The 19,129-nt window shown below is 58.4% G+C and carries 17 protein-coding genes; 8 read left to right on the top strand and 9 right to left on the bottom strand.

Annotation, left to right across the window (positions count from 1 at the left end; all coding sequences use genetic code 11):
• Positions 1 to 3: 3 nt before the first annotated feature.
• A complete protein-coding gene (locus tag HZZ01_RS11315) occupies positions 4 to 750 on the bottom strand; it encodes an SDR family NAD(P)-dependent oxidoreductase (RefSeq protein WP_179897388.1) in 747 nt (248 codons plus the stop codon).
• Positions 751 to 925: 175 nt separating this feature from the next.
• Here HZZ01_RS11315 and HZZ01_RS11320 point away from each other — a divergent pair, with 175 nt between their 5' ends.
• Entirely contained in the window at positions 926 to 1,846 is a 921-nt protein-coding gene (locus HZZ01_RS11320) for an AraC family transcriptional regulator (protein WP_179897390.1), read from the top strand.
• On the opposite strand, the gene HZZ01_RS11325 is transcribed toward HZZ01_RS11320, so the two are convergent.
• From HZZ01_RS11325 to HZZ01_RS11335, 3 genes are all read right to left on the bottom strand, one after another.
• Positions 1,847 to 2,857, bottom strand: a complete 1,011-nt coding sequence (locus tag HZZ01_RS11325) for a luciferase-like monooxygenase (protein WP_179897392.1) — start codon at positions 2,855 to 2,857, stop codon at positions 1,847 to 1,849.
• A 120-nt stretch (positions 2,858 to 2,977) separates the two neighbouring features.
• A complete protein-coding gene (locus HZZ01_RS11330) occupies positions 2,978 to 3,856 on the bottom strand; it encodes a U32 family peptidase (RefSeq protein ID WP_179897834.1) in 879 nt (292 codons plus the stop codon).
• 9 nt (positions 3,857 to 3,865) lie between these two features.
• On the bottom strand, positions 3,866 to 4,861 hold the full coding sequence (locus HZZ01_RS11335) for a peptidase U32 family protein (protein ID WP_179897394.1): 996 nt from the start codon (positions 4,859 to 4,861) through the stop codon (positions 3,866 to 3,868).
• Between the two features lie 204 nt (positions 4,862 to 5,065).
• Between HZZ01_RS11335 and HZZ01_RS11340 the strand changes: the two genes are divergently transcribed.
• Entirely contained in the window at positions 5,066 to 5,590 is a 525-nt protein-coding gene (locus HZZ01_RS11340) for an SCP2 domain-containing protein (RefSeq protein ID WP_179897836.1), read from the top strand.
• Positions 5,584 to 6,090: a GNAT family N-acetyltransferase gene (locus tag HZZ01_RS11345; protein ID WP_179897396.1), complete on the top strand. Its 507-nt coding sequence runs from the start codon at positions 5,584 to 5,586 to the stop codon at positions 6,088 to 6,090. Before HZZ01_RS11340 ends, HZZ01_RS11345 begins: the two co-directional genes overlap by 7 nt.
• Here the strand turns inward: HZZ01_RS11345 and HZZ01_RS11350 are convergent.
• Entirely contained in the window at positions 6,074 to 6,367 is a 294-nt protein-coding gene (locus tag HZZ01_RS11350; protein ID WP_179897398.1) for a GIY-YIG nuclease family protein, read from the bottom strand. The genes HZZ01_RS11345 and HZZ01_RS11350 overlap by 17 nt on opposite strands.
• 75 nt (positions 6,368 to 6,442) lie before the next feature.
• On the opposite strand from HZZ01_RS11350, the gene HZZ01_RS11355 reads away from it, so the two are divergent.
• Positions 6,443 to 6,871 carry a YhbP family protein gene (locus HZZ01_RS11355; protein WP_179897400.1) on the top strand — a complete coding sequence of 143 codons (429 nt, stop codon included), beginning with the start codon at positions 6,443 to 6,445 and terminating at the stop codon, positions 6,869 to 6,871.
• Between the two features lie 34 nt (positions 6,872 to 6,905).
• Here HZZ01_RS11355 and HZZ01_RS11360 read toward each other — a convergent pair whose 3' ends face one another.
• Positions 6,906 to 7,427: a type 1 glutamine amidotransferase domain-containing protein gene (locus HZZ01_RS11360; RefSeq protein WP_179897402.1), complete on the bottom strand. Its 522-nt coding sequence runs from the start codon at positions 7,425 to 7,427 to the stop codon at positions 6,906 to 6,908.
• Between the two features lie 146 nt (positions 7,428 to 7,573).
• Between HZZ01_RS11360 and HZZ01_RS11365 the strand changes: the two genes are divergently transcribed.
• The gene (locus HZZ01_RS11365) at positions 7,574 to 8,209 is read left to right on the top strand and encodes an NAD-dependent epimerase/dehydratase family protein (protein ID WP_179897403.1); all 636 of its coding nucleotides are present in this window, start codon (positions 7,574 to 7,576) and stop codon (positions 8,207 to 8,209) included.
• Here HZZ01_RS11365 and nrdG read toward each other — a convergent pair.
• Positions 8,201 to 8,668 (bottom strand): anaerobic ribonucleoside-triphosphate reductase-activating protein, encoded by a 468-nt coding sequence (gene nrdG, locus HZZ01_RS11370; RefSeq protein ID WP_179897405.1) that lies wholly within the window; start codon positions 8,666 to 8,668, stop codon positions 8,201 to 8,203. The genes HZZ01_RS11365 and nrdG overlap by 9 nt on opposite strands.
• Positions 8,665 to 10,803, bottom strand: a complete 2,139-nt coding sequence (gene nrdD, locus HZZ01_RS11375) for an anaerobic ribonucleoside-triphosphate reductase (protein WP_179897407.1) — start codon at positions 10,801 to 10,803, stop codon at positions 8,665 to 8,667. Before nrdD ends, nrdG begins: the two co-directional genes overlap by 4 nt.
• Before the next feature lie 249 nt (positions 10,804 to 11,052).
• On the opposite strand from nrdD, the gene HZZ01_RS11380 reads away from it, so the two are divergent.
• Entirely contained in the window at positions 11,053 to 13,425 is a 2,373-nt protein-coding gene (locus HZZ01_RS11380) for a beta-N-acetylhexosaminidase (protein WP_179897410.1), read from the top strand.
• Between the two features lie 33 nt (positions 13,426 to 13,458).
• Here the strand turns inward: HZZ01_RS11380 and galR are convergent, their stop codons facing one another.
• Positions 13,459 to 14,460, bottom strand: a complete 1,002-nt coding sequence (gene galR, locus HZZ01_RS11385; RefSeq protein ID WP_179897412.1) for an HTH-type transcriptional regulator GalR — start codon at positions 14,458 to 14,460, stop codon at positions 13,459 to 13,461.
• A gap of 190 nt (positions 14,461 to 14,650) precedes the next feature.
• Between galR and HZZ01_RS11390 the strand changes: the two genes are divergently transcribed.
• Both HZZ01_RS11390 and HZZ01_RS11395 read left to right on the top strand, forming a co-directional pair.
• Positions 14,651 to 16,924: a molybdopterin guanine dinucleotide-containing S/N-oxide reductase gene (locus tag HZZ01_RS11390; RefSeq protein ID WP_179897414.1), complete on the top strand. Its 2,274-nt coding sequence runs from the start codon at positions 14,651 to 14,653 to the stop codon at positions 16,922 to 16,924.
• A gap of 277 nt (positions 16,925 to 17,201) precedes the next feature.
• The gene (locus tag HZZ01_RS11395) at positions 17,202 to 18,941 is read left to right on the top strand and encodes a penicillin-binding transpeptidase domain-containing protein (protein WP_179897415.1); all 1,740 of its coding nucleotides are present in this window, start codon (positions 17,202 to 17,204) and stop codon (positions 18,939 to 18,941) included.
• Positions 18,942 to 19,129: the final 188 nt, after the last annotated feature.

Genomic DNA, 19,129 nt, shown 5'->3' on the forward strand with positions numbered 1-19,129 from the left:
GTGTCAGGCACCGCCGCTGATCATCACGCGCTCGCCGCTGACATAGGCAGACTCCTCAGATGCCAGAAACAGCGCCACCTGCGCCACATCCTCCGGCAGACCAAATCGCCCCAGCGGCGTAGCCGCCAGCAGTTGCGCTTTGAGCTGCGGGCTCATCCTCTTTGCAGCCAGCAGTCCCTCGGTCAGGATCATTCCTGGAGCCAGGGCGTTAACACGGATATTTCTGGCACCCAACTCGCGCGCCAGCCCCTGGGTCAGCGTATCCACCGCGCCTTTGGTGGCGGCCCAGAGTACGGAACCTGGCGTACTGTTTTTACTGTTCAGGGCGCTGAGATTAATAATGCTGCCGCCATGCGCGGGGAAGTGACGAATCGCCTGCTGACAGACCATTAACGTGCCGAGCAGGTTAACGTTAATCTGCTGCTGCATCTCCTCCGGGGTCAGCGCCTCAAACTCGCCGTGATGAAAACTGCCCGCATTGTTCACCACAATGTCCGGTGCGCCGAAGCAGTCTGCAGTGGTGGCGAACAGCCGCTCCACATCCCGCAGGCGAGAGATATCGGCCTGTACTGCCACGGCTTCACTGCCCAGGGTGACGATATCGCTGACTACATCAGCAGCCCCCACTTCATCTTGACGATAATTGACCACGACGCGCGCGCCCGCTGCGGCAAAGGCGATAGCAATCGCCGCACCTATACCTTTCGACGCGCCTGTCACCAGTGCGATTTTGTTCTGCAGTGCTTTCATTATGTCATTCTCCGCCGTAATGATTGCGTCGAAAGACTATGCGCGCTGGTGCTGAAAAGCGGGTAGCGCAATCCTGCAAGCTTTTTGCACAATCCTGCAAAAGTGCCGTAACAGGACAGGCATTCCGCCTGGCGTCAGGTAATATCAGCACAGAGAGCAGGAGGGAGAGAGCAGAGTGAAAGAGAGTGACAAGTGGCAGGCGCTGGCAGAGTTAATTGCCCGTCATGCTCCGGAGGATGGCCGGCATGCCAGTGCCATAGATTGTCTGTTTTTTGGCCGGGTTTCATCTCCGACGGAGCCGATGCACTTTGCTCAATGGGCCAGCTTTGCGCTGGTGGCCCAGGGCGGTAAGGCGCTGCATATTGGTGATGAGGTGCTGCACTATGGGCCGGGTGACTTGCTGCTGGTGACGCTGGATATGCCGGTGCGCGCCTGCGTTACCGCCGCCACGCAGGAAAAGCCAAATCTGGGAGTGGGTATTGCCATCAATGAACCCCGGCTAAGGCGCTACCTGGAACAGTTTCCTCCGGCGCTACCGCTGGCGATAGCGCCTAATGAACGCGGCGTCACCGTGCATAAGGTTTCACCTTTGCTGATGGATGCGGTCCTTCGGCTGGTGCGTCTGCTTGAGCACCCGGAAGATATTGAGGCCCTGGCGCCCCTTATTGAGCAGGAGATTTTCTACCGGCTGCTGACCGGGCCGGAAGGTTCACGCATCCTGAACATGGCGCTTTCTGAGCGACCGGGCAATCGGGTGGCGCAGGCTGCCCGCTGGCTGCGAGAGAATTTTCATCAGCCGCTGAAGATCGATCAGCTCGCCAGCAGTGTCGGCATGAGTATCTCTTCGCTGCATCATCACTTCAAAGCCGTTACCGCCATGACGCCAATGCAATACCAGAAACAACTGCGGCTGAATGAGGCGAGACGTCTTATGATGGTGGAAAAGCTCGATGCCGGGACGGCAGGTTATCGGGTGGGATATCAGAGTGCATCGCAATTCAGCCGGGAGTATCGCCGCCTGTATGGGCAATCTCCGGCCAGGGATAGTCGTCAGCTGGCGGTGAGCCCGGATATTATCCGCTCACCGCAAAACTGATTACAGGGTATTCGCTGCTTCCATCGCAATCGCAAAAGAGCGCAGGCGCGCGTCGCGGTCAAAAATCTGGCCATTGACCATAATCTCATCTGCCTGGGTTTCACGCATCAGTGAGGCCAGTCCATGACGCACCTTGTCGGTATCGCCGACCAGCGACATGCTGAGTGCCTGCTGAACGCCATACTGCTCTGACGGCGACCAGAGGTTATCCATGTTTTCAACCGGAGCCGGTAACGGACCCGGTTTGCCGCGGCGCAGGTTAATAAACTGCTGCTGCTGCGAGGTAAACAGGAAGCGCGCATCACGCTCATTGTCAGCAGCGACCACGTTAATACAGACCATGGCATAAGGCTTGTCGAGACGCGCCGATGGCTGGAAGTTCTCGCGGTAAACGTGCAATGCCTGGAACAGCTGGTCAGGTGCAAAATGGGAGGCAAACGCAAACGGCAGGCCCATTTTTGCTGACAGCTGTGCGCTATAAAGGCTGGAGCCGAGCAGCCAGACCGGAATCTTCAGGCCCAGACCGGGGACCGGCTGCACAGGCAACGGCGCATCTGCTTCCGCATCGAACCAGTTAATCAGTTCAGCCACATCCTCAGGAAACGTGTCGATGTGCATGTTGGCCTGATGACGGCGCAGCGCCATCATGGTGCGTTGGTCTGAACCTGGCGCACGGCCTAAGCCGAGGTCGATACGGCCGGGATAGAGAGAAGCCAGCGTGCCGAACTGCTCACCGATCACCAGTGGCGCATGGTTAGGTAACATAATGCCGCCAGAGCCCAGCTTCAGAGTCTCGGTATTCGCCGCCAGATAGCCAATCAGCACCGACGTCGCGGCGCTGGCAATCCCTGTCATGTTGTGATGTTCAGCCAGCCAGTAGCGTTCGAAACCCAGTTTTTCAGCCTGACGCGCCAGCGCAAGTGAATTGTGAAACGCGTCCCGCGCGGTCGCACCCTGTGGAATCGGCGCGAGATCGAGCACGGACAGGCGAAGAGGTTTTTTATCAGACATGACTACTCCCGTTGTATGACGCAGGCATTAAATGAAGGCCTGCACCATTAAGTATTACGCATCATTCCACCTATTAAAACTGCTAACCTGGGCAGGAATATAGCCGGTATGTGCTTTTACTCAGGATACCAGCGTCATACCCGCCAGTTTGCGCCAGTAACCGTTACAATCGCTGCCTTTCGCGACCATTATCGGTGCCTGGCCGTTTTCATTGGCACGGAAACGGTCGATCTCAGCAAGCGTCGTAACGTCCTGCGGAGAGAGCCTGACGCAATCGACCTGATCGCGCATGCCCGCCAGATCGTTACCCAGGTTATAACAGTAGCCGCTCATGGTCTGAATGCCATTGAGGACGAACACCTGCTGTCCCTCCTGGGAATTAACGCGACGGCCTGTGGGGTAGTTGATGCAGCAGGTTTCGCAGTCATCTTTCGCGCGGTTTTCCGAGCGGGCGGTGAAGCAGCGTGCCGAGAGCGCCAGCGGCAGATGACCATAGCCCAGCACCTCCACCTCAAACAGCTGACGGATACCCCGCGTCTCACACTGCTGAAGCAGCTGCAGCAGCCAGTCACGTGACATCTCCACCGGCATACACCAGCGTGTCATCCCCTCTTTGACCAGCAACTGCAGCGTATCGGCGTTATAAACATTGAGTGTCGGGCCGGCGACAAAGGGCAGATGGCGCTCCGCGGCCATATTGACCGTGCCGATATCATTAGCTTCAATCAGGAACTCACCGTTCTCAACGTAACGCTGCAGCTCTTTCAGCTCAGAGGGTGACTGCAGCAGCGCCAGCGTGCTCAGCACCACCTGTTTGCCGCTGGCTGCCATTTCCCGAGCCAGATCCATCCAGCGGGCATAGGGCGTGGCGCGCCGTTTACTGCACACCGCTTCACCGAGATAGATAATATCTGCGCTACTGCGGGCAGCCTGCTGGTAGAAATCCTCCAGCGTATTGGTCGGCCAGTACCAGAGCACCGGCCCAAGGGCATATTGCATCATGACTCCTTATTGCCATTCACGGTGATAAGCACCCAGCGTGGTTTGCGTGCCTTCAGAGAGATTGCCCAGCGTCTGCATCCACTGCGGCGCGACGTCAAACTGTTCCGGCTGGGCTTTGCAGCGATCGATCGCCTGACGCCAGACGCGCGCCACATCAGCGACGTAGGCAGGACTGCGCTGACGGCCTTCGATTTTCACCGAGGCGATGCCTGCCCGCAGTAGCTCCGGCAGCAGCTCCAGAGTGTTGAGGCTGGTGGGCTCTTCCAGCACGTGATAGCGCTTGCTGTTAACTTCATATCGTCCTTTGCATAGCGTCGGATAACCCGCGCTTTCATCGGGCGCGTAGCGATCAATCAGCACTTCATTAAGACGCGACTCCATGCCCAGCGGCGTCTGCTGCCAGCGCACAAACTTCGCCGGGGAGCAGGCACCCGCGCTATTCGGCGATTCTCCGGTCAGCCAGGAAGAGAGGTAGCAACGGCCTTCCGCCATAATGCACAGGCTGCCAAAGGCGAACACCTCCAGCGGCACCGGCGTGCTGCGCGCCAGCTGTTTAACCTGATGGATCGATAGCACGCGCGGCAGCACCACCCGCTGCAGATTGAAATGGCGATGGTAAAATCGAATCGCCTCCAGATTGGTCGCCGAAGCCTGGACAGAAAGATGACGTTCAACCTGGGGATAATTCTGCGCGGCATACTCCAGCGTGGCAATATCGGCCAGGATCAGCGCGTCGGCGCCGTTTTGCGCCGCCACATCAATCGCCCGCTGCCAGCGTCCCATGCCATCCGGATGGGCAAATGTATTGATCGCCACATGCAGTTTGCGGCGATGCTGATGCAGATAGCGCGCCGCTTCAGCCAGCTTTTTATCGGTGAAGTTCAGGCCCGCGAAGTGACGGGCATTGGTGTCATCTTTCAGCCCCACATAGACCGCATCCGCGCCATTCTCTACGGCGGTGCGCACTGCGGGTAAGTTTCCTGCCGGGCAGAGCAGTTCCATAGGTGTTCCTCTCAACATGCGATGGGCGTCGAGTCTAGGCATCTGGTCCGGCAAGAGTGTTGATTTGGGGCAGAAAAATTCCAGTTCATCCGTCCTGGCGGCACTTTTTTCCCTCTGCCAGCAGTGATTTTTATTGATCTCAGAGGAGGCGCGCCGAAACGGATATGGCAATATACGTAAAATTTTCTGAAGGGAGTGATGAAAGTGTTAGAGCGGATACATGCCCATTGTGTGAAAAACGGTCCTAAAATCTTAGGGTTACCCGCTGCGTTCACCCCATTCCCGGTCAAAAAGTTGCTTCTGCAACAACTCTTAAACTGGCAATTTCGCCATGCTTTGGCTGAAGGTGAGTTAGACTTTCTGGATGGTCGCCTGCTGGGTATTGAAATTGCCGATCTCAATCTGCAATGGATCACCACGCTGCAGGACGGCCGACTGGCGGTATTGCAACAGTCCGAAGCGGATGTCTGGTTTCGGGGCAATGCCAATGATCTGTTGCTGGTGGCAGCACGTAAAGCAGATCCCGACATGCTGTTCTTTCAACGCCGGCTGGTGATTGAAGGTGACACTGAACTGGGACTTGAGGTGAAGAACGTAATGGATGCTATTGAACCCGAGGCTATGCCCACCGCGTTACGCACGGCAATTGAACAAATGGCGGCATTTGTTGATGCCGGCATGAAACAGGACGCGAAGGCCACACAGGCGCGCGCAGGTGCCGCATGTTGATCCGTAGCGAAATTGGTGTTGATGCTGCGGGCATCGACGTACTGCTCAGACGCTGCTTCAGTACTTCAGCAGAGGCGGAACTGACTCAGGCGCTGCGCGAAGATGGCTTGCTGACGCTAGGCGTGGTCGCCACTGATGAGGAAGGGCAGGTGCTGGGTTACGCCGCATTCAGTCCCGTCAGCGTTCAGGGTGAAGATCGCGGCTGGGTGGCTCTGGCACCGCTGGCGGTCGATGAGACGCTGCGCGGCCAGGGTCTGGCCAGCAAGCTGATTTATGAGGGGCTGGATACGCTCAATGAATTTGGCTACAGCGCAGTCGTCGTGCTGGGCGATCCGGCGCTGTTCAACCGTTTTGGTTTTGAACCGGCGGCACGCTACGGTCTGCGCAGTCGCTGGCCGGGAACTGAGGCAACATTCCAGGTCTACCGTCTGGCGGATAATGCTTATGATGGCGCGGAAGGGCAGATCGACTACGCCGAACCCTTTAATCGCCAGCCGTAATACTCAGCCAGCTCTCCAGACTGATCGGCTGAGCCGCCACCAGCAGTAATTTCTGTTGGCGGCTTAGCTGCTTAACCTGATACTCCAGCCTGGAGGCGCTGGCACGATCGCCCGCTGCACAGTGAAACACCAGGTCCAGCGGACCTTTGCCGCGTAGCGCACGTGCGCCACGTCCGCTCTGGTGCTGAGCGACCCGACGCTCCACATCCGTGGTGATGCCGGTGTACAGGCTCCCTTTCGCCGTCCGGACGAGGTAGAGTTGCCACTGCTGACTCATCGCTATCATTTTCCAAAAAAAGGTGCCGGGCAGTGTAGCGCGCTTCACGCTCCGGTGCATCGCCAGGAGTTTATCTTGTCCGATCACGCCCATCTGGTTCGCTACCTCAGAAAGCAGCACGTGCTTTCACTCTGCTGTACCGCCGACGATCATCTTTGGTGTGCTAACTGCTACTACGTGTTTGATGAGACGCGCATGGTCTTCTGGATTATGACCGAACCCGATACCCGCCACGGCGAGTTGATGGTGCAGAATCCCCAGGTGGCGGGCACCGTCAATGGCCAGCCCAGAAGCGTGCTGCTGATTAAAGGCGTGCAGTATCGTGGCCATGTCAAACGGCTGGAAGAGTCAACAGAGCAGATCGCCAGAGCCGCTTACCAGAAACGTTTTCCGGTCTCACGCAAAGTGTCGGCACCGCTGTGGGAGATTGTGCTGGATGAAGTGAAGATGACGGATAATGCGCTGGGATTCGGCAAGAAAATTGCCTGGCAGCGGGAGAAATAGAAACGCCCTTTTCAGCAGAAAAGGGCGTAGCGGTTTACAGCGCTTCGAGGATCCGCAGGGATTCACGATTAAAGGCCGGTAAATCGTCCGGCGTGCGGCTGGTGACCAGCTTATCGCCGTCTACCACCACTTCCTTATCATGGAAGTCAGCACCGGCATTGATCAGGTCAATGGCAACGGCCTTCACGGTGGTCATCTTGCGACCGCGAACGCCATTCGCGCTGATCAGCAACTGTGGCCCGTGGCAAATGGCAAAAATCGGCTTGCCGCTGGCAACAAACTCTTTAGTAAAGGCGACGAAACGGTCGTCACCGCGCAGGGCATCAGGTGAATGACCGCCTGGCAGCAGCAGGGCGTCAAATTCTGCAGGGCTGACATCATCAATACTACGATCGATGGTCACTTCCGCTTCGCCTTTCTTGCCTTTAACGACATTACCGGCTTGTTTCTCGATGGTAACCACCTCAAAACCAGCGCGTTTGTAAACTTCCGCAGGTGAGGTAAATTCTGAGTCTTCAAATTCATCGGTAATCAAAACCGCCACTTTCTTGCTCATTTTTTTCCTCCTTAAAACGAGTGGAGCGCAAGGCGCGCTATCCGGATGACGCTATAAGCCTGGTCGCTAAGAGTGAGAACGCAAGCCAGCCCGCTAAGATCAGCTATCTTTTAACCTATAAGCAGTGAAATAAGGACGAATCTGAGATGAACCGCGTATTACTGACCGGTGCCACCGGCTTAATCGGGTCGCATCTGCTGCGCTTACTGATTGAGGACGAGCGAGTCGATGAGATCATCGCACCCACCCGCCGGGCATTGCCTGTGATGCACAAAGTGGTGAATCCGGTTGAAGCCGATCTCACCGATGTGCTGGGGCCGCTGGAGAGTGCGCTGGATACGGTGTTCTGCTGCCTCGGCACCACGCGTAAGCAGGCGGGCAGCAAACAGGCCTTTATCCACGTCGATTACACCCTGGTGGTGGACAGTGGACTATGCGGATTACGTCTGGGGGCGAAGCAGATGCTGGTGGTCAGTGCGCACGGGGCCAGTCGCCACTCACCGTTTTTATATAATCGCGTCAAAGGCGAAATGGAGAATGCGCTACGCCATCAGGGCTGGCCGCGCCTGACGCTGGTGCGGCCTTCACTGCTGCTGGGGGATCGTGCACAGAAACGCGGCGGTGAAAGCCTGGCGGGACCGCTTTTCGCGCTGCTGCCGGGCAACTGGCGGGCAGTGCACGCGCGCGACGTGGCACGCTGTCTGCACCAGCAGGCTTTCACTCAGGGAGGTGAGAGCGTCAATATCATTGCGTCGGGCGACATCCCGCGTCACTCAGCGTAACTGCCAGATAATCTGATTCCGGCTGCCGCGCCATTGCAGCGTGGCATCCTTTTCCTCTTCAACAAAGCGACCATCGATCAGTACGTCGAGATAGGCCAGCACCGCGCGCTGCGCCGCATTCAGCTCCTGCATCCGGTAACCGGTCCAGAGCCAGATATCTTTTTCGGGACACGCCTGCCGCACCCGTTTTACCAGACGGCGGATGTGCGGCACGTTATGCGGATGCAACGGATCGCCGCCGCTCAGCGATAATCCCTGGCGCGGAATGCGCGTATCCTGCAAATCCGCCAGCAGTTGCTCCTCCATCTCAAGCGTAAAGGGCATGCCGGAGTCAAGCCGCCAGGTGCTCTGGTTGTAGCAACCGCGACACTGATGTTCGCAACCGGCGACAAAGAGCGTGCAGCGGGTGCCAGGGCCATTAATGATATCCACATCGTAGTAGCGATGGATATGCATCATCCCAGCGGTCCTTCTGCCAGATGTTTAACACGGCGCTGCACTTCCTGCTGCTTACCGGCGTTAAAAGGCCGCGCATCCGGACTGCCCAGATAGCCACAGACCCGTCGGGTGACAGAGACGCGCGCCGGATCGTGGTTGCCGCAATTCGGGCAGGTAAAGCCCCGGCTGGTACAGGTGAACTCGCCGTTGAAGCCGCACTCGTAGCATTCATCAATCGGTGTGTTAGTGCCGTAATAGGGCACGCGGTCATAGCTGTAATCCCAGACATCCTCCAGCGCTTTGAGATTGTGCTGCACATTCGGGTATTCGCCGTAACAGATGAAGCCGCCATTCGCCAGCGGCGGATAGGGTGCTTCAAAGTCAATTTTGTCGTAAGGATTGACCTTCTTCTCAACGTCGAGATGGAAGCTGTTGGTGTAATACCCCTTGTCGGTGACGCCCGGCACCAGGCCAAACTGCGCCGCATCAAGACGGCAGAAGCGGTCACACAGATTTTCACTCGGCGTACTGTAAAGGCTGAAGCCGTAACGGGTTTCTTCTTTCCAGCGCTCAGTGGCATCACGCATATAGGCGATAATTTCCACACCTTTGGCGCGCAGTGCCGCGTCATCGTAAGGATGCTGATGACCGCCGCTGAGGGCATTCAGGGTTTCGTGCAGGCCGATGTAGCCTAGCGACAGCGACGCGCGGCCATTGCGGAAAATAGAACCGATTTCATCATCTGCATTCAGCCGGACGCCACAGGCACCTTCCATGTAGAGGATGGGTGCGACACGTGCTTTGGTTTTCTCCAGCCGCGCGACCCGCGTCATGAGCGCCCGCTTAGCCAGCAGCAGGCGCGCATCGAGCAGCGTCCAGAAACGCGCTTCATCACCGCCTGCTTCCAGCGCGATACGCGGCAGATTCAGGCTGATCACGCCGATATTGTTGCGGCCCTCATGAATCTGCTCGCCGTTCTCTTCATAAACGTCCAGGAAGCTGCGGCAGCCCATCGGGGTTTTAAACGAGCCGGTGACTTTCACCACCTGATCGTAGTTAAGGATGTCGGGATACATCCGCTTGCTGGCACACTCCAGAGCCAGTTGCTTGATGTCGTAGTTAACGTCGCCTGCCCGGCGGTTAACACCTTCACGAATGCTGAACACCAGCTTAGGGAACACCGCTGTTTTGCGATTTTTGCCCAGCCCCGCCAGCCGGTTGCGCAGAATCGACTGCTGAATCAGCCGCGCCGCCCAGTCCGTCCCCAGACCAAAACCAAAGGTGACAAATGGCGTCTGGCCGTTGGCGGTGTGGAGGGTGTTCACCTCATACTCCAGCGACTGAAAAGCGTCGTAGCACTCTTTTTCCGTACGCTGGCGTGCATACTGCTTTGCCTGCGGGATCTGCCACTGCTCAGCGATCGCCAGATGCCGGGCATAGCTCTGCTCAACAAACGGGGCCAGCACTTCATCAATGCGGTTAATGGTGGTGCCGCCGTAAATGTGGCTGGCGACCTGCGCAATGATCTGCGCCGTGACGGCGGTGGCGGTGGCGATCGATTTAGGCGGCTCGATCTCAGCATTGCCCATTTTGAAGCCGTTGGTCAGCATGCCTTTCAGATCGATCAGCATGCAGTTGAACATCGGGAAGAAGGGGGAGTAGTCGAGATCGTGATAGTGGATCTCGCCGCGTTCGTGCGCCAGCACCACATCGCGCGGCAGGATCTGCTGCTGTGCGTAGTGCTTCGCCACGATCCCGGCTAATAGGTCGCGCTGCGTCGGGATCACTTTGCTGTCTTTGTTGGCATTCTCATTCAGCAGCGCCGCGTTGGTCTGATCGACCAGACCGCGAATGGCGTGATGTAACTGGCTCTGACGATCGCGGGCGACATCGCGATCGTGGCGGTATTCAATATAGGCGCGCGCCAGCTGCGGATAAGGACCCGCCATCAGCGTCTCTTCCACCGCGCACTGAATCTCCCGGATATCCACCTCCGGACGATCGGCCAGTCGCAATGCAACGCGTTCAGCAACCTGGGCGCACCAGGCCCCGTCGTCGACCTCTGCTGCCTGTGCTGCCGCCACCACGGCCTGTTCAATACGCTGCGCATCAAAGCCTGTCCGCCATCCATCACGCTTGATTACCACCGTCGCCATCTCTTTCTCCATGAACTACATATAGGGGTTGTGAGGATTCTAATCCCTACATGTAGTGATTGCTGAGAATTAATGTGCTCTGATTTGACCTGAAACAAGGAAGGCTCAACCCGATAGAAAATTCCGACGGATGTAAAAAAACGGGTTCTGCTTCCGGTTTCCTGCGGGATTAACTGGCAGATCGGCGTGCAGCAACTTTAATCAAGATTCTGCCCTGTCAAAACGTTGACGTTACAAGGATGCCCGCCAATGTGGTTACCCCGTTCTCTGCTTCTGCTTTCGGTCCTCGGCCCGCTCGCCCAGGCCAGCCCGCTGCCGCTGATGCCCTGGCCGCAACAGGTGGAGCAGCCCGCCAGTGGCGGCGCGCTCACCCTGACGCCGCCGCTGACGCTGCAAATTTCAGGTGATCATCTGGCAGGTGCCGAAGCGCGCTGGCTAGAGCGCATCAGCAACCAGACCGGCTGGCCGCTGTTGCCCGCAACCCAGCCGGTGGTCGCGCCGACTATCCGCATCGTGATTGCAGAGGCGGTGGACCCGCTGCCGCTGCCCGACAGCGATGAGCGCTATCAGTTGCAGGTCAATGGCGACGGCGTACTGTTAACCGCGCACAGCCGTTTTGGCGCGATGCGCGGCATGGAAACCCTGCTGCAGCTGATCCAGAACGGCGAGCAGGGCACGACGATTCCTTACGTCACCATCCACGATCATCCGCGCTTTCCGTGGCGCGGCGTGCTGATCGACACGGCGCGTCACTTCATGCCGGTGGAGACGCTAAAACGTCAGATTGACGGCATTGCCGCCGCACGGATGAACGTTTTTCACTGGCATCTCACCGACGATCAGGGCTGGCGCTTCGCCTCCAGCCACTATCCCCAGCTGCAGCAGAAAGCCAGCGATGGCAACTACTACAGCCAGCAGCAGATGCGTGAGATCGTGAAATATGCCACCGATCGCGGGGTGCGGGTGGTGCCCGAGCTGGATATACCGGGACATGCTTCCGCGCTGGCAGTCGCAATGCCGGAATTGATTAGCGCACCTGGGCCCTGGCAGATAGAGCGCGGCTGGGGCGTCTTTAAGCCGCTGCTCGATCCCAGCAATGAGCAGGTTTATCAGGTGATCGATACGCTGGTGGGTGAGATGGCGGCGATCTTCCCCGATCCGTGGCTTCACATCGGCGGTGATGAAGTCGATCCCACACAGTGGAACGACTCGCCCACCATTCAGCAGTTTATGCGCGAACACGGTCTGAAAGATGCGCATGCGCTTCAGGCGTATTTCAATCAGCGGGTGGAGAAGATCCTCGAAGCCCATCAGCGTCAGATGATGGGCTGGGACGAGATTGCGCATCCCACTCTGCCACGCAGCATTCTGATCCAGTCGTGGCAGGGGCAGGATGCGCTGAGTGCGCTGGCAAAAGAGAACATGCGCGGCATCCTCTCCACGGGTTTCTACCTCGATCAGCCCCAGCCTGCCAGCTATCACTATCGCAACGAAGTCACGCCGCGCGGGCTTAACGGCCAGGATCGTCTGCGGCCCGGCGATCAGGCGCAGAGCTGGTCATTTACGATGCCGCGGCTGAAAGGCAGTCCGGTGAAAGGCAGCTTTACGCTCATTCAGGGCGAGCCGGGCTGGCGCGGTTTTATCGATTTTGACGGCAAAGCCCGACGGATGGTCAGTCAGATCAACTGGCTCTCAACGCAGCAGGTGCAGTTCAGCGTGGATAGCTGGATGGGGCCGTTCCAGCCGGTGGTGACGCTGCAGCAACAGTCCCTGAAAGGGTATGTGCTGGTGGGCAACGTGCGTTATCCCACCAGCGGTCAGCGCCTGATGCAGCCGCCTGTGGGGATCGCGCCCGTGCTGCCCACGCCAGAACAGGTGCAGCAAAATCTGCTGGGTGGCGAGGCGGCGCTGTGGGCGGAAAACATCAACAGCCAGATTATCGATACCAAATTGTGGCCGCGCGTCTTTGTGGTGGCCGAGCGGTTATGGTCGGCAGAAAATGCCACGAACATGGAGTCGATGTATTCGCGCCTGTCGGCGATGGATCGCTGGAGCACTGTGTCAGTGGGAACGCTGCAGCATGCCCAGACGGAGCAGCAGATGATGCGGCTGGCCAGCGGACATGATATCGCCCCGCTGCGGGTATTAGCCGAGGTGCTGGAACCGGCGCAGTACTACACGCGCCAGCACCTGAAGTTTCAGGCGGGCCATTATAACTATAATGAGCCGTTAAACCGGCTGGCCGATGTGCTGCCGGCAGAGAGTGAGGCGGTGCGCCTGCTGGAGCAGCAGGTCGCGGTATTGATCGCTGACCGTAATAATGCGGCTGCCGCCTCCGCGGTTCGTGCACCGCTGCAGCGCTGGCAGGCCAACACGACTGCGGTAATGCCAGTCATCAACGGAAGCGCGATGCTGAAGCCGCTGGCACACAGCGTGCAGCAGATCGAGGTGCTGAGCGCCATGGGCATCGCACTGGTCAATGCTTACGTCCGCAACCAGGCGTTTGGTGCCAGCGAAGTGGCGGAGATGCATGCGACACTGGATGCTGCCGCAGAAGTGCAGGATGAAACAGTGATAGCACTGGTCAGGCCGCTGGAGACGCTGCTGCGTGCCTTTCAGTAAACGCGGTGGCCAGCCGAGCCAGCCACCGTGGGGTCAGGCCGGGCCGCTGACCGAATGGCGGCGCACCAGCGTCGGGCTGAACATGTGGGTGACTTCCGGCAGCGGCAGATCGTTGGCCAGCGCCAGTGCCAGCTGGGCCGCCTGCTGCGCCATGGTGACAATCGGATAGCGGACGGTGGTGAGGCGCGGTCGTACATAGCGCGACACCAGCACATCATCAAAGCCGATCAGCGACATCTCTTCCGGCACGCGAACGCCGTTATCGCTCAGCACCGCCAATGCCCCGGCCGCCATAGAGTCGTTGTAGCAGGCGACGGCGGTAAAGTTCTTGCCGCGTCCCAGCAGTTCCGTCATCGCCTGCTCACCGCCGACTTCATCCGGTTCGCCCCAGGTGACCAGACGGTCGCTGCACGGCAGGCCGTGCTCTTTCAGCGCATCGTAGTAGCCCTGCAGGCGATCTTCGGCATCAGAGATGGTGTGGGTCGAGCAGATAAAGGCGATATTCTGGTGGCCGAGCTGGATCAGATGGCGGGTTGCCAGCCAGGCGCCGTAGCGATCGTCGAGGGCAATACAGCGCTTTTCGAAGCCTTTTATCAGCCGGTTCAGCAGCACCATTCCGGGCACCTGCTTCATCAGTACTTCCAGTTCTGCGTCGGGAATTTTCTTGGCGTGAACCACCAGCGCAGCGCAGCGGTGACGCATCAGCTGTTCAATCGCCTGCCGCTCTTTTTGCTCATTATGGTAACCGTTACCAATCAGCAAAAAGTTACCTGTGTCGCCTGCCACCTCATCCACGGCTTTAACCATCGCGCCAAAAAACGGATCGGAGACGTCACCGACAATCAGGCCGAGCGTCTCGGTCGATTGCTGCGCCAGCGCGCGTGCGTTGGCATTCGGGTGATACTGAAGCTGCTCCATCGCCTGGCCTACGGCCTGTCGGGAGCTGTCGCTGGCTTTGGGAGAATTATTGATTACACGTGAGACTGTGGCGACAGAAACGCCCGCCAGTCGCGCAACATCCTTTATGGTAGCCATGCGTTGACCTGCTTTGGGGAAAACGTTTACACATCGCATCAGTGTTACGGAAAAGGGCGGACACATCAACCCGACAGAATGCCAGCGTCGTCGCAAAAAGGGGCGAAACCGGACCCTGCGGCACATCTTCTGCTCAGCCGTCGCCCCATGTTATGCTCACTTTCCTACCTGGCTACCGTGAAAAACAACGATGAAAACCAAAGTGCCGCATCTGGCTCACTGGGGCGCCTTTACCGCCGTCACTGAAAACGATCGCCTGATTGGCTGCGAACCTTTCTTCGCCGATGCCGATCCGTCACCCATGATCCACACCCTTCCCGAGCTGGTCTACTCCGACAAACGCATTCGCCAGCCGATGGTACGGCGCTCGTGGCTGAAGTCACGCGAGAAGAGCGACCGCACGCTGCGTGGCCGGGAAGATTTTGTCGCCGTCGACTGGGAAACCGCGCTGGATCTGGTGGCGGAAGAGAATTGCCGCGTTCGCGAGCGCTACGGTGCCTCGGGCATTTTCAACGGCTCCTACGGCTGGTCATCGGCTGGACGCGTTAACCACGCCCGCACGCTGGTTCGCCGTTTCTACTTTCAGGGCGGCGGTGGCGTCGATCAGCAGGGCAACTACAGCTGGGGCGCGGCGCAGTTCTTCCTGCCCTATGTAATAGGCACCTATATGCCGCTGACCGGACGCGTCACCGAATGGCCACAGGTGGTGGAGCATGCCGAAATTTTTGTCGCCTTTGGTGGGCTGGCGCTGAAAAACGCCCAGGTCGCCTCAGGTGGTGCAGGGCAGCACAGCCTGAAACCGGCGCTGATGCAGCTGGCGGCCAAAGGGACGCCGGTCATCAACATCAGCCCGATGCGCGATGACTGTCCGGAATTCGTTAATGCAGAGTGGATCCCGATTCGCCCCAATACCGATGTGGCACTGATGCTGGCGCTGGGCCATGAGATCACCCAGCGCGGCGCGGTTGACGAAGCGTTTCTCGCCAGCCACTGCACCGGCTGGCCGCAGCTGCGTGCCTATCTGCTGGGCGAAACCGACGGTGTCGCGAAAACCGCCGGCTGGGCCAGCCGTATCACCGGCATCCCGGCGGATCGCATTGTGCAACTGGCGCAGCAGCTGACCGGCAAGCGCAGCTTTATTACCTGCTCTTATTCCGTGCAGCGCGCCCATCGTGGCGAACAGCCTTACTGGATGATGATTGCGCTGTCGTCGATGCTCGGTCAGCCAGGCCTGCCGGGCGCGGGTTTCTCCTTTGGTCACGGTTCGATGAACAGCGTCGGCAACCCGCGCCAGGAAGGTCCGGCTCCGATGATGAGCACCGGCCCGAATCCTTCGGGGCTGTCGATCCCCGTGGCGCGCATCAGCGATATGCTGCTCAATCCCGGCCAGCCATACCGCTTCCAGGGCGAAACCCTGCACTATCCCGACATTCACATGGTCCACTGGGCGGGCGGCAATCCTTTCCACCATCACCAGCAGCTGAACCGTCTGGTGGAGGGCTGGCAACGGCCCGATACCGTCGTGGTGCAGGATATCGTCTGGACGCCTGCCGCGCAGATGGCCGACATCGTGCTGCCCGCGACGACCACGCTGGAGCGCAATGACATCGGTGGCTCCTCACGTGACCGCTTTGTGCTGGCGATGCATCAGGCGATTAAGCCGCAGCATCAGGCGCGTAACGACTTCGATATTTTTGCTGACCTGGCAGAGCGTCTGGGCTATCGCGATACCTTCACTGAAGGGCGCGACGAGATGCAGTGGATCGCCCATCTTTATCAGCAGTGTGCGACCGCCCATCAGCGCAAAGGCATCGATTTCCCGGAGTTTGAAGCATTCTGGCAGCGCGGCTTTGTTGAAATTCCTGAAGGCGGCAAGCCCTATCAGTTTATGGACGCATTCCGCGACGATCCGCAGGCCAATCCGATCAAAACCGCCAGCGGCAAAATCGAGCTCTTCAGCCAGACCATTGCGGACTATCAGCTTGACGATTTCGCCGGCCATCCGGAGTGGCGTGAACCGCAGGAGTGGCTCGGTTCGCCGGTCAGTCGCGACTATCCACTGCACATGATCTCCATTCAGCCTTCCGACCGGTTACACAGCCAGCTGGATGCCACCGAAACGGTACAGGGTAATAAAACTGCCGGGCACGAAACGCTCTACATGCATCCACAGGATGCGGCCGCTCGCGGGCTGGTGGAGGGCGACGAGATTGAGGTGAGCAACACCCGTGGCGCGATGCTGGCCGGCGTGCGGATCACTGATGGGCTGACGCAGGGCGTAGTGATCATCGCTACCGGCGCATGGTTTGATCCTGGCTTTGGCAAGGCGTGGCAGCCGCACGATCGCGCGGGCAACCCCAATGTGCTGACGCTCGACATTGGAACGTCGTCGCTGACGCAGGGACCCAATGCCATGAGTTGCCTGGTGGAAATCAAAAAACATCAGGATTGCACAATAGCGTAAGGATCTCATGGCTGGTTACATTTTGCCGGTAACTGTTGCGTTTGAGTGATGGCAGCCGATCAATTCCCTTTGCTACATTCAGGGTCCCAGAGGTATTGATGGGTGAACATCAATAGATTTTCTTGATTACACCAACCTGCGCAGATGCGCAGGTTTTTTTTGCCAAAAATCCGCGCCGATAACGAACTGATACACAGTTTTTCTGTTATACAGCCAGCGCTTTCTTTATAACTGCTGGCACCAGCCCCTTTCTCTTTATTTTGCGCAGCGGAATGCCATGCCCCGGATTAAAAAACTACTGGGAAAAGACCAGATAAAAGCGCCCTTTAACCCTTTTCGTTTTCGGCTGATCTGCCTGGGTGTCACGACCTGTCTGGTGGTGCTGCTGGCGCGCGTAGCGGACCTGCAGTTCCTGAATCAGCCGATGCTGGAGCATGAAGCGGATCAGCGATCACTGCGAACCGTCACGCTGCCGACCAGTCGCGGTACCCTGCTGGATCGTAACGGTGAAGCGCTGGCGCTTAGTGTGCCGTCGCGCGATGTCATTGCCGATCCGCAGCGCGTGCTGGAGGGCAATCCCGATTTCACCAGTGCTAAATGGGCCTATCTTGCGGCGGCGCTTAACACCCGTCCCGAAGAGCTGGCTGCGCAGATCACCGCCAACCCGAAACGCCGTTTCCTCTATCTGGGGCGTAAAGTCGAGCTGGGCATTGCCAAAGATATTAAAGAGCTGAAGCTGAAAGGCATCAGTGAAGTTTACGACGACAGCCGTTTCTATCCGATGAGCGAAGCTTCCGCGCCGCTGCTCGGCATCGTTGGGGCGGATAACGTCGGCCTTAACGGCCTGGAAAAAGGCTTTGATAAGGTGCTGCAGGGCGAGCCGGGAAAAGAGGTCTATCGCCAGGATGCGGCGGGCAATATCATTGCGATGATCAACTACCAGCCGCCAACGCAGCCGCCCACGGTGCAGCTCAGCATTGATAAATATGACCAGTACACGCTCTACAGCAAACTGCGCGACGGCGTGCTGATCAACAAGGCGGACTCGGGTGCCGCCGTGCTGGTGAAAATCGACACGGGCGAGATTCTGGCGATGGCCTCTTACCCGTCGTTCAACCCCAATAACTATGAAGGGGCCACCCCGGCGCAGATGCGTAACTCAGCCATCAACGACAGCTACGAGCCGGGATCGACCGTCAAGCCGCTGGTGGTGATGGAGGCGCTGGAGCGCCATCTGGTGCGTCCGGACTCGGTCATCGACACCACGCCTTACAGCGTTAATGGCCACCTGATCCGCGACGTTGGTCACTGGCCACGCCTGACGATGACCGGCATTCTGCAAAAATCGAGCGACATCGGCGTGTCGCACCTCGCGCTGGCGATGCCTGCTGAAGCCCTGGTGAATACCTACCATGCGTTCGGTCTGGGTAAACCCACCGGATTAGGGCTGACCGGCGAAAGCGTCGGCTACTTCCCGCTGCACCGCGCCCGCTGGGCTGATATCGAGCGGGCCACCTTTTCCTTTGGCTACGGCCTGCGTGTCACGCCGCTGCAGATTGCCCGTGAATACGCCACGCTCGGCTCTTATGGCGTTTACCGTCCGCTGTCGATCACCCGCGTCACCCCACCGGTTATGGGGCGGCAGGTGGCCAACCCGGAAACGGTAAAAGAGGTGGTGCATATGCTGGAGAGTGATGTCCTGCCAGGCGGAACCGGGCTTAAAGCCGCCGTGCCGGGCTATCGTCTGGCCACCAAAACCGGTACGGCGGAAAAAATGGGCACCAGCGGGAAGTATGATGGCGGCTACGTCAACTACACCGCCGGTATTGCTCCCGCCAGCCATCCTGAAGTGGCGCTGGTGGTGATGATCAACCATCCGACGGCAGGCGATCACTTCGGTGGCTCGGTGGCCGCACCGGTGTTCGGCAATATCATGGGACCGGTACTGAAGCACATGAATGTGGCGCCGGACGCTATCTATACTAAGCCATCGGCCAATCCTTCGGATAAATCTTAGTTAAATCAGAGTGTAAGCGAGGCATGAAAGATATTCACACCTCGTTGCACTTCCCCGAATTCGGTTGCGTTTTCCCGCTGTCTCCGCGCGGTCAATCAGTGCGAGGATAACAGTCCCAGAGGTATTGATGGGTGTGAAAACAACACCGCTTCGGCAGTGAGATCCCTGTTATTACACCAACCCACGCA

Origin of the sequence: Pantoea sp. WMus005, assembly GCF_013415305.1 — a bacterium.
Taxonomy (GTDB): domain Bacteria; phylum Pseudomonadota; class Gammaproteobacteria; order Enterobacterales; family Enterobacteriaceae; genus Pantoea; species Pantoea rara.

Excerpts from the sequence above, each read along its gene's own strand:
- HZZ01_RS11315 (WP_179897388.1), bottom strand. The coding sequence starts at position 750 with ATGAAAGCACTGCAGAACAAAATCGCACTGGTGACAGGCGCGTCGAAA.
- HZZ01_RS11325 (WP_179897392.1), bottom strand. The coding sequence starts at position 2,857 with ATGTCTGATAAAAAACCTCTTCGCCTGTCCGTGCTCGATCTCGCGCCG.
- HZZ01_RS11330 (WP_179897834.1), bottom strand. The coding sequence starts at position 3,856 with ATGCAATATGCCCTTGGGCCGGTGCTCTGGTACTGGCCGACCAATACG.
- HZZ01_RS11335 (WP_179897394.1), bottom strand. The coding sequence starts at position 4,861 with ATGGAACTGCTCTGCCCGGCAGGAAACTTACCCGCAGTGCGCACCGCC.
- HZZ01_RS11345 (WP_179897396.1), top strand. The coding sequence starts at position 5,584 with ATGTTGATCCGTAGCGAAATTGGTGTTGATGCTGCGGGCATCGACGTA.
- HZZ01_RS11350 (WP_179897398.1), bottom strand. The coding sequence starts at position 6,367 with ATGAGTCAGCAGTGGCAACTCTACCTCGTCCGGACGGCGAAAGGGAGC.
- HZZ01_RS11360 (WP_179897402.1), bottom strand. The coding sequence starts at position 7,427 with ATGAGCAAGAAAGTGGCGGTTTTGATTACCGATGAATTTGAAGACTCA.
- HZZ01_RS11365 (WP_179897403.1), top strand. The coding sequence starts at position 7,574 with ATGAACCGCGTATTACTGACCGGTGCCACCGGCTTAATCGGGTCGCAT.
- nrdG (WP_179897405.1), bottom strand. The coding sequence starts at position 8,668 with ATGATGCATATCCATCGCTACTACGATGTGGATATCATTAATGGCCCT.
- nrdD (WP_179897407.1), bottom strand. The coding sequence starts at position 10,803 with ATGGCGACGGTGGTAATCAAGCGTGATGGATGGCGGACAGGCTTTGAT.
- HZZ01_RS11380 (WP_179897410.1), top strand. The coding sequence starts at position 11,053 with ATGTGGTTACCCCGTTCTCTGCTTCTGCTTTCGGTCCTCGGCCCGCTC.
- galR (WP_179897412.1), bottom strand. The coding sequence starts at position 14,460 with ATGGCTACCATAAAGGATGTTGCGCGACTGGCGGGCGTTTCTGTCGCC.
- HZZ01_RS11390 (WP_179897414.1), top strand. The coding sequence starts at position 14,651 with ATGAAAACCAAAGTGCCGCATCTGGCTCACTGGGGCGCCTTTACCGCC.
- HZZ01_RS11395 (WP_179897415.1), top strand. The coding sequence starts at position 17,202 with ATGCCCCGGATTAAAAAACTACTGGGAAAAGACCAGATAAAAGCGCCC.